This window comes from Martinezella hainanensis (assembly GCF_900094555.1).
In the GTDB taxonomy this organism is placed as follows: Bacteria; Pseudomonadota; Alphaproteobacteria; order Rhizobiales; family Rhizobiaceae; genus Rhizobium; species Rhizobium hainanense.
In genome coordinates, this window is record NZ_FMAC01000012.1 from 88211 (window position 1) to 103586 (window position 15376).

Consider the following 15376-nt stretch of genomic DNA (forward strand, 5'->3'; position numbering starts at 1 on the left):
GCTTACCTTCTCCAGCCGTGTCATTGGCGAGCTGTTTTCTTTTTCGGCGATCGCGATATGGCTCATGGCGCAATGAGGCCCGCCAAATAGTTTTCCGGCCTTTGATCGATGGCGGGAAACCGCTGCGCTTGGCGTCCATGTCCTGCGCCTCTTGAGGGAACTTGCTGCTTTCACGCCGTTCTTCAAGGCACCTTAGACTTGCCGCATAACTGGGACCATACAATATAAATGGCATATAATTATATCTGGGGCTCATGAATGCAGCGGGAAGAACTGGTCGATCTCAACGCCTTTGCTGTTGTGGCCGAGGAAAAGAGCTTTACGCGCGCCGCCGCGAAACTCGGCACGTCGCAATCATCCCTCAGTCATACGATCCGACGTCTGGAGGCGCGGCTGGGCGTGCGCCTGCTGACGCGCACCACGCGTAATGTCGCTCCGACGGAAGCGGGCGAGCGCTTGCTTGCCACACTTGGCCCAGCCCTTGAAAGCATTGACAGCGAGCTTGCTTCTTTGCGCGAGCTGCGCGAAAAACCGACGGGTACAATCCGTATCACCACCTCCGAGCACGCCGCCACCACTATTCTCTGGCCGGCCCTTGAAAGGCTCCTGCCGCAATATCCGGACATCCATATCGAGCTCAGCATCGATTCGAGCCTGCGTGATATCGTTGCCGATCGCTTCGACGCGGGCGTCCGGCTCGGCGAGGCGCTCGCCAAGGACATGATCGCGGTCAAGATCAGTCCTGATGTACGCATGGTCATCGTCAGTTCTCCGGCATATCTTGCGAAGCATCCTGAGCCGAGAACGCCGAGCGACCTTGCCGAGCATAATTGCATCAATCTGCGCCTGCCGAGTTCCGGTGGCCTATATGCGTGGGAGCTGGAAAAGGATGGGCGGGAGCTTCGTGCCAGGGTGGAAGGGCAGCTCGTCTTCAACAATGTCGGCATGATCGTGCGGGCTGCAAAGGCAGGGTTGGGTCTTGGTTTTGTCATGGAGGACCATGTTGCTGCCGACGTGGCGGAGGGTCGGCTGGTGCGTGTCATGGAAGACTGGTGCGCGCCATTTTCCGGCTATCATCTCTATTATCCGAGCCGGCGACAGCCATCGGCCGCCTTCTCTCTGTTGGTCGAAGCGTTGCGCTATCGCGGCTAGCTGCTTCGTTGAGGGTCGAGCCGAGCTCGGTTGATCATAAATCGTGCTGCGTATGTGGCCAAAGACATGTGGGCATGCGAGAGAACTGTTTCTCTCTGGCTACGCAGTTGCAAAATTGAACGATGCCCGGCTGATTATCCGGATTTCCGAATTGTAAAATTGCAAATTGCTGCTTAATTCCTTTGTTGGATGCTCTTACATAGCGTGTAAAGTTATGTATCGGCTGCTAGCCGGCTGGGGGACTATGCATGCATCTTGATGACTATGCCGCACTCGGCCGCTCGGAGTTGCGTGTCAGTCCGCTTGCGCTCGGAACCATGACTTTCGATGAGGGTTTTGCCCGGCAGTCGCGTGAAAATCAGCCCGCGGCGGTTTTGGCGCGTTATCTCGAACTCGGTGGAAATTATCTCGACACTGGCAACGGAGCTATGAAAGCGGGTGGCCAGACGGTTGTCGGCAGCTATGTCGCGCAGAACTCGATCAGGCGCGATCGTCTTGTCATCGCCGCTAAGTTCAATGTCGAGCGGCATGGTGGAACGTTTGGCCGCAAAGCCGTGATAGCTGGTTTCGAACAGGCCCTTCGACGGTTGCGTACCGACTATCTCGACCTTTATTGGCTGGACAACTGGGATATACAGGCGCCTTTGGAAGAGATGCTGGAGGCGCTCCACAATCTCGTCCAGTCGGGAAAACTACGCTATTTCGGCATTTCCGATACGCCGGCCTGGAAGGTGGCGCATGCCCATCTCTTGTCACAGTCCAACGGTTGGGCTCCGTTCATCGGTCTGCAGATCGAATATTCGCTGGCCGCGCGGCTATTTGAAATCGAGCTTATTCCTCTGGCGCGCGGATTGGGGCTTGGCGTCGTCTCGCACTCGCCGTTGAGCGGCGGTCTCATCAGTGGTCAATATACGCGCGCCAACAATGCGGGCGTGGGGATGGGGCACGCGGCGCAACTGGCGCAAAGACCTGATGCTCAGGATCTCGAGATCGTCGACGCCTTGTTCCGCGTTGCCGATGAACTCGGTACGACCACCGCACGCGTCGCTCTTGCCTGGGCAATGGCGCGGCTGGGTGTATCTTCAACGATTATCGGCGTCCATACGCTGGAACAACTCAATGAGGATATCGGCGCGCTAGAGGTCCGGCTTTCGCCGGAGCAGACCGCGACTTTGGACGCACTTACTATCCCCAATCCCGTTGTTGCCCTGCCATTACAAAATGCAGCACCGCTGTGCTGCGTGGACTGAACCGCGGCTTGCCAATGGTGGCGGACGCCGGCATCCGCTGACGACGTGATAGCTTTCCTTATCGGCGGACTGGCCTATCTAACATCTCGGTCGTTTAAAGGAGGCTTTGCATGAGCGGCAGAGCACAGTCACCGAATGCCCATTGGAATGTATTGCGCTCACAGTTGCAGCCATCGACAGATGAATGCGCGCGATAGCCTCAAAAAGGCTATTTTCTACCAGCACCAATAGTACATTCTGCTCTGCAAGCCACGCATTGCCGCCCTACTTCATTGTTCATGGTCTCGGTGGAACGCCGATACCTCCTCTTTTGAAAAGCTCAGGGAGATAAGAAATGGACAAGAACCGTGTCAAAGGCGCAGTCAAGGAAGCAAGCGGCTCCATCAAGGAGGCCGCAGGAAAGCTGACGGGAAATAGTCGGCTCAAGATGGAAGGTGTCGCCGAGAAGGTCGAAGGCAAGATCCTGACGCAAGTCGGCAAGGCCAAGGACGCCATCAGACACGCGCTTCGCTGACGCCAAGCGCGCGAAACTTTGCATCCGCGTTTATCGAGGCTTCCAATGCTTTTCCTGGCCAAGTCCCCATCGCTGACGACATCGTCGGATCGTTATGCAACCTGTGCGGCGATCCGCTGCCTCATCGCCTATGCCGAAGGACTTGAGGATTGTCATATCGATGTTGCCGCCATTGAAGGCGCAATCGTTCTCTCCGGCGTGGCATCGAACGATGAAGCGCGACAGCAGGCCATTGCGATAGCTTCCGGATATGTCAGGACCCGCATCGTCAGCAACATCACCCTCCGGGCTGATCGCGACCCTTTCAGCCATCCGCAGATCGACCTGTCGAATTCCCCCGCGCCGTCCGGGCAGACCGCGGCGCCCAAAACGCCGAAGGAGACGTCATGAAAAAATTCATTATAGCGACCGCGGCAATTGCAGTCGCCTTTGGTTCTGCGGCTTCCGCTGCCAGCACCCATTCCAAAAGGCAGTCGACACAAGTGGTGTCCGAGCCGAAGCAAAGGCTCGGAACGCTGTCCTGCGAGGTCGCCGGTGGCGTCGGCATGATCATCGGGTCGAACAAGGCGATCAGCTGCACTTTCAAGCAGCGAACTGGCAGAGTTGAACGCTATACCGGAACGATCGGCAAGCTTGGCATCGATATCGGGGTCACCCGCAAGACCTATCTGAGCTGGGTCGTCGTCAATACCGCGCCGACGCGTGTCGGCGACGGCGCTCTGGCGGGCACCTATGTCGGTGCTTCGGCGGGCGCTTCCGTAGGCCTTGGCCTCGGCGCGAATGCTCTGGTGGGCGGCAATTCCAAGAATTTCGCCCTGCAACCGTTGAGCGCGGAAGCGGGAACTGGCCTGAACGTCGCAGCCGGCGTCTCGCGCCTGCAACTGCAGTCTGCCCGCTGAAGTCCGTAGTGCGTTTGGAAATCACCTCATGCCCGGACGCGACCTGAATTCGATCGCGTCCGGGCCTGTTATTCAGTCACTTCAAGCGATGTCGAAGCGGTCGGCGTTCATGACCTTGGTCCATGCAGCAACGAAGTCCTGCACGAACTTCTTCTCGGCATCGGCCTGGCCATAGACTTCGGCGATCGCACGCAGCTGCGAGTTGGAGCCGAAGACGAGATCGGCGCGCGTTGCGGTCCACTTCACGTCGCCGGTCGCGCGGTCGCGGCCTTCGAAGACATCCTTGGCGTCCGAAACCGCCTTCCACTCCGTGCCCATGTCGAGCAGGTTCACGAAGAAGTCGTTGGTCAGGGTTTCCGGACGCTTGGTGAAGACGCCGTGCTGGCTTTGGCCGACGTTGGCGTTCAGTGCGCGCAGGCCGCCGATGAGGGCCGTCATTTCCGGAGCCGTCAGCGTCAGCAGCTGTGCCTTGTCGATCAGCAGCTCTTCAGAAGAGACGGTGTAGGCCCGCCGCTGGTAGTTGCGGAAACCGTCGACGATCGGCTCGAGAACGGCAAAGGCCTCGACATCGGTCTGTTCCTGCGTCGCATCCGTGCGGCCTGCAGAGAAGGGCACGACCATGTCATGGCCGGCTTTCTTGGCGGCCTGTTCGATCGCGACCGAGCCGCCGAGAACGATTAGGTCGGCCAGCGATACCTTCTTGCCTTGGGCATCGTTGAACTTCTTCTGGATGCCTTCGAGCGTCTGCAACACGGAAGCGAGCTGGGCCGGTTGGTTGGCTTCCCAGTCCTTCTGCGGCGCAAGACGGATGCGAGCGCCGTTTGCGCCGCCGCGCTTGTCGGAGCCGCGGAAGGTAGAAGCAGAAGCCCAGGCCGTCGAGACCAGCTGCGGGATTGTCAGGCCCGATGCGGCAATCTCGCCCTTGAGGGCAGCGATATCGCCGGCATCGATCGATCCGTGACCGGCAGCCGGGATCGGGTCTTGCCAGATGAGCTCTTCGCTCGGCACTTCCGGGCCGAGATAGCGCACGCGCGGACCCATGTCGCGGTGGGTCAGCTTGAACCATGCGCGGGCAAAGGCATCGGCGAACTCGTCCGGATTTTCGAAGAAGCGGCGAGAGATCTTCTCATAGGCCGGATCGAAGCGCAGGGCGAGATCGGTCGTCAGCATCGACGGGGCATGGCGCTTGGACTTGTCGTGTGCATCCGGGATCGAACCGGCGCCGGCGCCGTGCTTCGGTACCCACTGATGAGCGCCTGCCGGGCTCTTCGTCAGTTCCCATTCGTAGCCGAACAGGTTCCAGAAGAAGTTGTTGCTCCACTTGGTCGGCGTCGAGGTCCAGGTGACTTCGAGCCCGCTGCCGATCGTGTCGCCGCCCTTGCCGCTGCGGAAGCTGTTCTTCCAGCCGAGGCCCTGTTCTTCGATACCGGCTGCTTCCGGCTCGGGGCCGACATGGGCGGCATCGCCAGCGCCATGGGTCTTGCCGAAGGTGTGGCCGCCGGCAATGAGAGCCACGGTTTCTTCGTCGTTCATGGCCATGCGGGCGAAGGTTTCGCGGATGTCACGGGCAGCTGCGAGCGGGTCCGGATTGCCGTTCGGGCCTTCCGGATTGACATAGATGAGGCCCATCTGCACGGCTGCGAGCGGGTTTTCCAGATCGCGGTCACCGCTGTAGCGCTTGTCGCCGAGCCAGGTATCTTCCGCGCCCCAGTAGATGTCTTCTTCCGGCTCCCAGATGTCTTCGCGACCGCCGCCGAAGCCGAAGGTCTTGAAGCCCATGGATTCCAGCGCGACATTGCCCGTCAGGATCAGCAGGTCAGCCCAGGAGATGCTGTTGCCGTATTTCTGCTTGAGCGGCCAAAGCAGGCGGCGGGCCTTGTCGAGATTGACGTTGTCCGGCCAGCTGTTGAGCGGCGCGAAACGCTGCGTTCCGGAGGAAGCGCCGCCGCGGCCGTCGCCCGTTCGGTAGGTGCCGGCGCTGTGCCAGGCCATGCGGATGAACAGCGGACCGTAGTGACCGAAGTCAGCCGGCCACCACTCCTGCGAATCCGTCATAAGGGCGGTGAGGTCCTTTTTCAGGGCCTCCAGATCGAGCTTCTTGAATTCCTCAGCGTAGTTGAACGCCTTGCCCATCGGGCTGGAAAGGGCCGAATTCTGGTGAAGAATCCGAAGGTTCAGCTGATTCGGCCACCAGTCGCGGTTCGAACGGGCCGAAACGCTCGTGTTTCCATGCGGAAACGGACACTTGCCGGCATTTTCGACTTTCGTATCCATAATTTTCTCCCTTACGATGATTTGAATTGTGATGACCGGAGAAGGAGCTTTGCCAGCCCGCCGGGAAGTGGCCCGGTTCTAAAACGGGTATGGCAGCGACATGTCAGACGCATGAATCTCTCGTTGTTCTGGCCTCGCATGAAACGGAGGCGCGGAAGCAGGCAAAGCTTGGGTAGCCTGCCTTCCGACCGGCCCGTGCATCGATGAACTGAACGCAGTCAATGCTCTCAATGTGAGCTTCATGTGACAGGCGGCCGCATCTCATCTCTGCTGCGGCACTATAGCCAAGGCTTTCCATTAATTTAAGTTGGATTTCCTGATTGGTGCGATAAGGTGGGCTTATGGCAAACTTCACGCTTAAACAGCTTCGCTATTTCGAAGCGCTGGCCCGGCTCGGCCACTTCGGACGCGCCGCCGATCTATGCGCGATCTCTCAGCCCGCCTTGTCGATGCAGATCAAGGAATTGGAGGAGCAGCTCGGCACGAACCTCTTCGAAAGAGGCGCGCGCCAGGTCCGGTTGACCAATTTCGGGGAGGCCTTCGCGATCCGTGTCCGCGACATCCTGCGCTCGGTCGACGAACTGGGAGACCTTGCCCGCGCGTCGCATAATCAGCCTGTGGGTAGGCTGCGTATTGGCATTATCCCGACGGTCGCGCCCTATCTGCTGCCGAGCATCATCGGCAATCTCTCCCGCATCTATGACGGGCTTGATATTCATGTGCGCGAAACCCTGACCTCGAAATTGGTCGAGGAATTGGAGGAGGGGAGGCTGGATACGGCGATCGTGGCTTTACCCATCTCCGAGGCATCCCTTACGGAAGTGCCGCTGTTTGCGGAAAACTTCGTGCTGGTGCGGCCAAGCGAAGATGAGGGCAAGCCAGTGCCCAACCGGGAAGCGCTTCGCGAAATGCGGCTGTTGTTGCTCGAGGAGGGGCATTGCTTCCGTGACCAGGCGCTTTCCTTCTGCAATATACAGTCGGCGCTCCCACGGGAATTGATGGATGGAAGTTCGCTGTCGACGCTGGTGCAGATGGTCAGCGCCGGCATCGGCGTCACCCTGATACCGGAGATGGCGGTTGCTGTGGAAACGCGCTCAGCCTCGGTTTCGACCGTGCGTTTCCAAAGTCCGCAGCCGTCGCGAACGATCGGCATGATCTGGCGCAGGACGAGCCCTCTGACCAAACAGCTCCTGCAGATTTCCGAAGTGGTGCGCGAAGCGGCCGACGCCATGCGCGAGCAACATGATTCGATCTGGCGTGCGCAGGATCTGGAGCTCAATGGCCGATTACACCTGCCGGCTGCTCGACGCCCAGGCTTTGGTGCCGTCGATGACCCAGCGTCGCGCCGGTAGTGCTCGCATCCCGTGTTAACGCTGTTCGAATCTTTTCCACAGGCTGGGATATTTCAAACGATTGAAAATATTTTAATCGTTTAAATAATTTAATGCCTTGATTTACAAAGAAACTCTTCCATGTCATGCCAGTGACGCATGACAATGGAGGTCGTGATGCAAGAGTTTGAAAACGTAAGAAATGAAATTCCTACGTATGTAATTGATCGCCTCGAAAATGAGTGGCGGGTGATGCAGACTCAGAATGTGCAGCTGGAAACCGGGCTGCGGGCTGAAACGTCGGCAGATACTGCGCCTGCAACGACCGATAGTCTCGCATCCCTCGATAAGTAGTATTTTTGGAGACGGCAATCGCACGGCGCTCGCGGGGCACGCGATGCTGTTGAAGGCATAGCCCGGTATCCACCATTTCCATTCCATCCAGAAAACGGACAAGCCCCGGCTTATTGCCAGGGCTGTCGTTCATTTGGCCGGCTTCAGGGAAACTTGGTCCCCGAAATTGCTTCAGGCATCGAGATAGCGCTCGGTCAACCGTGCCCACATGGCGGCGCCAGCGGTCAGGCTTTCGTCGGCGAAATCATACTTGGCGCTGTGGAGGATGGCTGAATTCAAGCCATTGCCGAGGCGCAGGAAGCTGCCGGGTTTGTGCTCCAGGTAATGGGAAAAATCTTCGCTGCCGGGGATCAGGCCGCAGGTGGTGACCTTGTCGGCGCCGACGAGCTCTTCGGCGACCATGCGCGCGAATTCCGTTTCCTTCTCGGAGTTGACGACGACCGGATGGCCGTGCACATAGTCGATCTCGACGCTCGCGCCATAGCCGTCAACGATGGATTCTGTCAGCTTGCGGATGCGGGTCTCGAGCAATTCACGCACGTTCGGATCGAAGGAGCGGACGGTGAGCAGCATCTTTGCGCTCTCCGGAATGACGTTCGAAGCCTCGCCGGCGTGGATAGCACCGACGGTCACGACGGCCGTCTGCGTGGGGTCGACGCTGCGGGCAACGATCGTCTGCAGGCTGACGACGAGGTTGCAGGCGACGACGACAGGGTCGATGGTCAGATGCGGGCGGGAGGCATGGCCGCCCTTGCCCGTGATGGTGATTTCGACCGTATCGGCTGCCGCCATCAGCGGGCCGGAGCGCAGCAACCAGGTGCCTTCCGGCGCGCCGGGGTGATTGTGCAGCCCGAAAATGACGTCGAAGGGAAAGCGTTCGAAGAGGCCATCTTTGATCATTGCGGGTGCGCCGCTGACGGCACCCGCTTCCTCGGCCGGCTGGAAGATCAGGTTCACGGTGCCGTTGAAGCGGCGGGTGCGGGCGAGATATTCGGCAGCCCCGAGCAATATAGTCGTGTGACCGTCGTGGCCGCAGGCATGCATCTTGCCCGGCGTCTTGCTGGCATAGGTGGCGCCGGTCTGCTCGGTGATCGGCAGGGCGTCCATATCGGCGCGGATGGCGATGCTCTTCTTGCCGGCTCCAACAGTCATGCGCGCGACGACGCCGTGGCCACCGACATTGCGCGTGACTTCATAACCCCAGGCTTCCAGCTTCTCGGCGACGAAGCGCGCGGTTTCCGCCTCTTCGAAGGAAAGTTCGGGATTGGCATGCAGATGCTGGCGGATGCCGGTCAGTTCGGCCTTCATCGGCTCGAAGTCCGACAGGCGGGCAAAATCGTTGTCGAGGGTCATGGCTATTCCAATGGTTCGCTTGAGCCGCCGTCCGCCATAGAGCGTACAGGCTTCACTGATGATGGAGCTGCCGCGCTAGATGAAGCGCGACAGGAAACTTCTGGTGCGCGGATGCTGCGGATTGCCGATCACATCCTCGGGCTTGCCCTGTTCGACGATCTTGCCGCCATCCATGAAGACGACGCGGTCGGCCGCTTCGCGGGCAAAACCGATCTCGTGGGTGACGACGATCATCGTCAGGCCCTGGCTGGCGAGATCGCGCATGGTCGACAGCACCTCGCCGACCAATTCCGGATCGAGCGCCGAAGTCGGTTCGTCGAACAGCATCAGCTTCGGCTTGATTGCCAAGGCTCTGGCAATTGCCACACGCTGCTGCTGGCCGCCGGAAAGCTGGCGCGGGTAATTATTGGCCTTGGCCGAAAGCCCGACACGGTCGAGCAGCGCCAGCGCGTTCTCGATCGCTTGGCTGCGGCTTTCGCCATGGATGCCGATCGGCGCCTCGATGACATTTTGCAGCGCCGTCATATGCGGATAGAGGTTGAATTGCTGGAACACCATGCCGATCTTGCGCCGCTGCAGCGCGATCGCATGATTGGACAGCTTGACCAGACGCCCCTTGTTCAGCCGGTAGCCGATCTGCTCTCCATCCACTTCGATCGAGCCACGATTGATCGATTCCAGATGGTTGATGCAGCGCAGGAAGGTCGATTTGCCGGAGCCGGACGGGCCGAGGATGACGACCACTTCGCCCGGCGTCACATCGAGGTCGATGCCTTTCAGCACTTCAAGATTTTCGAAGGACTTGTGGACGTTGCGCGCCTGTACCAGCGGGCTCACATTGACGATTGAGTTCATAGGAGCGTTCATTGACCCGCCTCCTGAGCCGGTACGAGCGCCGGCGCACTCTCCTTTGCAAGCTTCGTCGCGCCGGTGCGTCGGTCGGCTCGGCTATAGTAACGCTCGATATAACTCTGGCCGATGTTCAGCACCGAGGTAATCAGCAGATACCAGATGACGGCGACGAGCAGCATCGGGATGACTTCGAAGGTGCGGTTGTAGATCGACTGCACCGAATAGAGCAGGTCGGCCATGGCGATGACGCTGACGAGCGAGGTCGCCTTGATCATGCTGATGAGCTGGTTGCCCGTGGGCGGCACGATGGAGCGCATGGCCTGCGGGATGATGATGCGGCGCAGAGCGCGGATTCTCGTCATGCCGAAGGCTTCGGCGGTTTCGAACTGGCCCTTGTCGACGGAAAGCAAGCCGCCGCGAATGATCTCGGCCATATAGGCGGCTTCATTGAGCGCCAAGCCGGCGATTGCGGCCGTCATCGGACTGATAACGGAATTCGTATCCCAGCTGACGAAGGTCGGGCCGAAAGGGATGCCGATCGACAGCGTCGGGAAGAGCGTCGAGAGATTGTACCAGAAGATCAGCTGCACGAGCAGCGGCGTGCCGCGGAAGAACCAGATGAACAGGGAGGCAAGCGTGCTTGCCAGCGTGTCTTTCGACAGCCTGGCGATCGCCAAAAGCAGGCCGAACACGATGCCGAGCACCATGGCCACTACAGTCAAGCCAAGCGAAACATAAAGGCCGCTGATGACGACGGGATCGAAGAAATATTGCGCGACGACGTGCCAGCCAAAATTCTCATTGTGGGCAACCGACCACGCCCAATAGGCCGCGATCGCAAGCGTGACGACCCAGGCTGCCACACGGCCCATCGGGAACGGTGTGTGGGCATTCGCCACATCCCGTTCCGCCGCATCGCCAGGTGGCGATGCGATGTCTTTGGTATTCGTGCTCATTTCGGTAACATCCCGCCAAGATTGATACCCGGTTCCTTGATCATATTGTTCTCAAGGCCCCATTTCTTCATGATGGCGGCGTAGGTGCCATTATCCATCAGAAGCTTGACGGCATCCTTCAAAATCGGAGCAAGCGGCGAGCCCTTCGGCACGACAGCGCCTTGATAGAGATCCTCAAAACCGTTCTTCTGGCCGACGCCGGTCAGTTCCAGCTGGCCGTTGGCCTGCGAGACGAAATAGGTGAGCGGGGCCTGCGAGGAGAAGAAGGCGTCGGAACGCTTCGAGCGGACGGCGAGGATGGAGCTTGGCTGATCGGTAAAGGACTGAACCTCGATCGCACCCTTGCCGTCGGTCTTGCACTTCTCGGCCTGCACCTGGATCACCTTTTCTGCCGACCCACCGGCCATGACGGCGATGCGCTGGCCGCAGGCGCTATCGAGCGAGGTAATGCCCTTCGGATTGCCCTTCTGGACTGCGAAGACGACGAATTCCTGCACCCAGTCGACGAAGTCATTGGCTTCCTCACGGCTCTTGAAATCGCCGATCGGGCCGAAGGCGAACTGATAGCGGCCGGAATTGATGCCCGCGAGGATGGCGGGCAGGCCGCTGACGCTTTCATGCTCGATCTTCACGCCGAGCACTTCGCCGATCGCGTCGGTCAGATCGGCGCTGGCACCGGTCAGCTTGGTGCCGGTGACGATTTCATAGGGAGGGAAAGAGCCGTTGTTGACGGAGATCATCTTGCCCGATGTGCGGATCGCTTCCGGCAGCTTGGCCTGCAGGTCCTTGTTGACCGAAAGTTTCGGCAGGCTGGCATCCTCCGCAAAGGCGGCGCCCGACATCATCAGGCTTGCCAGGGCGACGTAGGTCATTTTCTTCAGCGACATGTTCATTCCCCTTTTTGCTTTGTGTCTCTGATTTTTCAGTCGGTGGTCAGGCAGCGCTCGTCCGGCTGCCGTCGACGTCGAACGGAAACAGCTCCTCCGGCGTCATCAGCCGCGGCAGGATACCCTGCACATGCAGCTCCCCAGCGAAATCTGTTATCATCTTCCGGTTGACGGCAAAGCCGCTCGCATCCCACCCTTCGGGCAGTTCTGTCGCTGATTTCAGCAGCTCATCGAGCATGAAGGGTGTCGTGTCGGCATATTTGCGCCGCTTGCTGAGCCACATGCGCTGCGATTCATCGATCAGGGCGCTGAGTTCGGCCATGACCCAGGGATGCTCGGCGACAAACTCCGCCTTCAATCCGATCAGGTGCATACCCGGTACATAGCCCACATCGGCAAAATAGCGATGTTCGGCGCCGCGAAAATCCGAAAGCACCTGGCGGAAGCCGGAATTGCCGGCGAAATAGCCGTCCGGCATGAAGGGCGTGAAGATCGCGTCGAGCAGGCCTTCCTTCAAAAGGTCCACCATCGGCCTCTCGCCGGGTGCGGCCTCGATGCGGCCGGGGCGGCCGAAACCGTCGAGGCGATCGGTGATCGGATGGGCTTCGGTAAGGCGGCCGGCATACCACATGGCATCCTCGACGCCGACACCTTCGCGGCGAAGTGCTGCGCGCGTCCAGGTATTGCCAGAGTCGCGCCAGCCGGTGACGCCGATGCGCTTGCCGGCAAGTTGGGCAAAGCTCGTGATCGGGCTGTCCTTTGTGGTGATGACGCAGCGATGGCGGAAGCCGCGCATGATGAAGTTCGGAATGCCGACGACACTCTCGTCGCCATCGATGCGCATTTGCGTGTAACGGCTGAACGAGGTTTCCGCTGCATCGTAGGCATCGCTCTTGCCGACATGCGAGATCAGCGTGCCGACGCGATCCACCTTGATGTCGAGCTTGGGGGAGGAGACGTCACCCAGGACCAGAGGTGTCATATAGTCCCAGTCGCGGAGAGCAAGTCGAAGAGTAAGGGGCATGAAATTCACTCGCGGGAAAACTTGTTTTCTCAACGAGTAAATGTTCAATATAAGTCGATCAAATGTTATTACGTTATTGAACATTAAAAATGGTGCGAAAATGAGCGAAGATCGGGATGCAAAATGGTTTGCCGAAAAATTGAGCGATCGGAGCATCCGCGGCATAGCGCTCGAGACGAGCGCGCTCATTCGCGCCGGCGCCCTGCCAGTTGGCACCAAGCTGCCGCCGATCCGCGATCTTGCCTTTGTGCTCGGGGTGAGCCCAGCAACCCTGTCCGAAGCCTGGAGCGAGCTCAGGCGTCAGAAGATCATCAGCGGGCGCGGCAGGAACGGCACATGGGTCAGCGGCGACCGCTTTGTCGCCAAGCCGGCGCGGCTCGCAAGCGTCGGCGATTATGGCAGTGACGCCCTGAACCTGACGGCCGCCGTTCCCGATGTGCAGCTGCTCCCGAAGCTCGAGGCGGCGATGGCCTACGGTGCCTCGGCCGAAAATCTCAACAGCTACGAGCGCAATCGCATCCTGCCGGAACTGGAAGGCGAAGTCAGGAAAAGCTGGCCTTACGAGCCAGAAGCATTTCTGGCGACCAATGGCGGCTACAATGCCGTCTATACGCTGATCAATGCCCTCGTCATGCCGGGAGCCGCCGTTGCGATCGAGGACCCGACGGGCATGCGGCTTCTCGATATTCTGGAAGATCGGGGTGCCCGCATCGTCCCAGTGAAATGCGACGATGAGGGTCCGCTGCCGGCTTCGCTGGAAGAGGCGCTGAAATATCGCCCGGTCGCTTTCATCTTTCAGCCGCGCATCCATTCCGTCACCGGCCAGAGCGTAAGCCCGGCACGCATGGCAAGGATCGCCGATATCCTTCGCGACAAGGATACATTGATCGTGGAAGACGATGGTATTGCCGATATCTCGACAGCGCCGCGCCATTCGATGGGGCATCTCTTTCCCGATCGGGTCATCCATATCCTGTCGTTTTCGAAAACGCACGGACCGGATCTGCGCCTCGCCGTATTGTCGAGCTCGCGGGCGATCATCGACCAGATCCAGTCCTATCGAAGCTTCAGCTCCGGCTGGACCAGCCGCATACTGCAGGCCGCGGCTGCCTGGCTGCTGCGCGATCCGGCGACGGCGGCATGCCTCGATCATGCCCGCATGACCTATCGAGAACGCCGAGCAGGCCTCATCGGTGCGCTTCGTGAGCGCGGTGTCAATGCGCGACATGGGGAGGGGCTGTGCGCGTGGGTGCCGGTCTCGTCGGAGCCCTTCGCGATGGTGACGCTTGCTGCCAGGGGCATTGCAGTGCATCCCGGTGCCAAGTTCTCGATCCTGTCCAGCAGCCATTTGCGTGTCGCGACGGCCAAGCTCTCCGAGCGGCGCGACTATGTTGCGGATGCCATCGCACTTGCCGCCGTCCATACGTGAACGGTAGCGCTAGCGGCTCGAGGTCACGCCCACGCCTTTAGGCGCCTCCCTCCAGGGGAAAGCGTACTTGACGAGGATAGTCGCAAGCTTGGCCGAGATGAGCGCAATGATGGAAATCGCGACGAGATAGATTGCGATGTAGACAGGCTGCGGCAAGTGGATGTTGGGCATCAGATGCCCGTAGATCTCGGTGAAACCGCGATGGCACATATAGATTGGATAGGAGAGATAGCCGAGAAAGATGCCGAGCCGCTGCAGTTTCTCCGGCAGTTCGAGCATCGTGCCGGCAAGGACGATGAGCGGCGAGATCAGGATGCAGAACACCAGCGCGTATTTCAGCGAATAGGTGGGAAGAAACAGCAAGATTAGGATCGCCGCGATCGGCAGCAGGGCAGCATAAGTATTCGCCGTGTGGCCGAGCGCTGCGACGTTTCTAAGCCGATAGATGATCATTCCGAGCGTGAAGGAAAAGAAGACGCGGGCAAAGCCGCCATCCACCGAGCGCCATTCCCAGCCGAGATCGAGCGATTTGTGGAAGAAGACCGAACCGATCAGCATTGCCAGAGATGCGGCGGCTATGAGGACGAGGCTCCGCGTTTTCAGCCTGAAAAGCACCAACGCGAATACCAGATTGGCCAGCAGCTCCCAAAACAGCGACCAGGCTGGACCATTCAGCGGATAGAGCGCCCAGATATCTCCCGCCGAACGAGTCAGAAAGCTCGGCGAAGGCAGCATGAATACGGTCGTAAGGATGCTTGCGACAAGATCGGCCCGCCCGACACCGGATGCCTGCCAATGCAGCAGCAATTGTACAAGGCCGTAGACGCTGCCGATCAGAAATAACGGATAGAGACGCGCGTAGCGGGCCTTCATGAAGGCGAGCACGGTCATGCCGCTGGCAAGCTTTTCGCCATACGCTCTGGCGATGACGAAGCCGCTGAGCACGAAAAAGAAATCGACGGCGATATAGGCCGAAGGCGCATAGGGCCTGTCGAGGTGATAGACGACGACGGCGAATGCCGCCAGGCCGCGCATCGCATCCAGGGCCGCGTATCTATGTTTCGTTGCATCAGCCGGCATTGATCGAAACCTCGTTGAGCG

Annotated in this window: 15 protein-coding genes; 8 read left to right on the plus strand and 7 right to left on the minus strand. The window is 59.5% G+C overall.

Going from position 1 to position 15376, the window contains the following annotated elements; all coding sequences use genetic code 11:
- Nucleotides 1-258 precede the first annotated feature (258 nt).
- The 5 genes from GA0061100_RS28235 (at nt 259) to GA0061100_RS28255 (ending at nt 3815) form a co-directional block, all read left to right on the plus strand.
- Nucleotides 259-1152: a LysR family transcriptional regulator gene (locus GA0061100_RS28235; protein ID WP_075856177.1), complete on the plus strand. Its 894-nt coding sequence runs from the start codon at nt 259-261 to the stop codon at nt 1150-1152.
- Nucleotides 1153-1400: 248 nt separating this feature from the next.
- Entirely contained in the window at nt 1401-2402 is a 1002-nt protein-coding gene (locus tag GA0061100_RS28240; protein ID WP_075856178.1) for an aldo/keto reductase, read from the plus strand.
- Between the two features lie 334 nt (nt 2403-2736).
- Entirely contained in the window at nt 2737-2916 is a 180-nt protein-coding gene (locus tag GA0061100_RS28245; RefSeq protein WP_075856179.1) for a CsbD family protein, read from the plus strand.
- Between the two features lie 45 nt (nt 2917-2961).
- On the plus strand, nt 2962-3306 hold the full coding sequence (locus tag GA0061100_RS28250; RefSeq protein WP_075856180.1) for a BON domain-containing protein: 345 nt from the start codon (nt 2962-2964) through the stop codon (nt 3304-3306).
- Nucleotides 3303-3815, plus strand: a complete 513-nt coding sequence (locus GA0061100_RS28255; RefSeq protein ID WP_075856181.1) for a DUF992 domain-containing protein — start codon at nt 3303-3305, stop codon at nt 3813-3815. Before GA0061100_RS28250 ends, GA0061100_RS28255 begins: the two co-directional genes overlap by 4 nt.
- Before the next feature lie 81 nt (nt 3816-3896).
- On the opposite strand, the gene katG is transcribed toward GA0061100_RS28255, so the two are convergent.
- Nucleotides 3897-6089 carry a catalase/peroxidase HPI gene (gene katG / locus GA0061100_RS28260; RefSeq protein ID WP_075856182.1) on the minus strand — a complete coding sequence of 731 codons (2193 nt, stop codon included), beginning with the start codon at nt 6087-6089 and terminating at the stop codon, nt 3897-3899.
- Nucleotides 6090-6430: 341 nt separating this feature from the next.
- Here katG and GA0061100_RS28265 point away from each other — a divergent pair, with 341 nt between their 5' ends.
- The gene (locus GA0061100_RS28265) at nt 6431-7441 is read left to right on the plus strand and encodes a hydrogen peroxide-inducible genes activator (RefSeq protein WP_075856183.1); all 1011 of its coding nucleotides are present in this window, start codon (nt 6431-6433) and stop codon (nt 7439-7441) included.
- 156 nt (nt 7442-7597) lie between these two features.
- The gene (locus GA0061100_RS34935; RefSeq protein WP_167459848.1) at nt 7598-7774 is read left to right on the plus strand and encodes a hypothetical protein; all 177 of its coding nucleotides are present in this window, start codon (nt 7598-7600) and stop codon (nt 7772-7774) included.
- A 171-nt stretch (nt 7775-7945) separates the two neighbouring features.
- Here the strand turns inward: GA0061100_RS34935 and GA0061100_RS28270 are convergent, their stop codons facing one another.
- The 5 genes from GA0061100_RS28270 to GA0061100_RS28290 form a co-directional block, all read right to left on the minus strand.
- On the minus strand, nt 7946-9127 hold the full coding sequence (locus GA0061100_RS28270; protein WP_075856184.1) for a M20 aminoacylase family protein: 1182 nt from the start codon (nt 9125-9127) through the stop codon (nt 7946-7948).
- 75 nt (nt 9128-9202) lie between these two features.
- The gene (locus tag GA0061100_RS28275) at nt 9203-9982 is read right to left on the minus strand and encodes an amino acid ABC transporter ATP-binding protein (protein ID WP_075856225.1); all 780 of its coding nucleotides are present in this window, start codon (nt 9980-9982) and stop codon (nt 9203-9205) included.
- An 8-nt stretch (nt 9983-9990) separates the two neighbouring features.
- A complete protein-coding gene (locus GA0061100_RS28280) occupies nt 9991-10935 on the minus strand; it encodes an amino acid ABC transporter permease (protein WP_075856185.1) in 945 nt (314 codons plus the stop codon).
- The gene (locus tag GA0061100_RS28285) at nt 10932-11822 is read right to left on the minus strand and encodes an ABC transporter substrate-binding protein (protein ID WP_075856226.1); all 891 of its coding nucleotides are present in this window, start codon (nt 11820-11822) and stop codon (nt 10932-10934) included. Before GA0061100_RS28285 ends, GA0061100_RS28280 begins: the two co-directional genes overlap by 4 nt.
- A gap of 46 nt (nt 11823-11868) precedes the next feature.
- Nucleotides 11869-12846: an ABC transporter substrate-binding protein gene (locus GA0061100_RS28290; RefSeq protein ID WP_075856186.1), complete on the minus strand. Its 978-nt coding sequence runs from the start codon at nt 12844-12846 to the stop codon at nt 11869-11871.
- A 100-nt stretch (nt 12847-12946) separates the two neighbouring features.
- Between GA0061100_RS28290 and GA0061100_RS28295 the strand changes: the two genes are divergently transcribed.
- Complete coding sequence (locus GA0061100_RS28295; protein ID WP_075856187.1) at nt 12947-14275, plus strand: aminotransferase-like domain-containing protein; 1329 nt, start codon at nt 12947-12949, stop codon at nt 14273-14275.
- A gap of 9 nt (nt 14276-14284) precedes the next feature.
- Here GA0061100_RS28295 and GA0061100_RS28300 read toward each other — a convergent pair whose 3' ends face one another.
- The gene (locus tag GA0061100_RS28300) at nt 14285-15355 is read right to left on the minus strand and encodes an acyltransferase family protein (protein ID WP_075856188.1); all 1071 of its coding nucleotides are present in this window, start codon (nt 15353-15355) and stop codon (nt 14285-14287) included.
- Between the last annotated feature and the right edge of the window lie 21 nt (nt 15356-15376).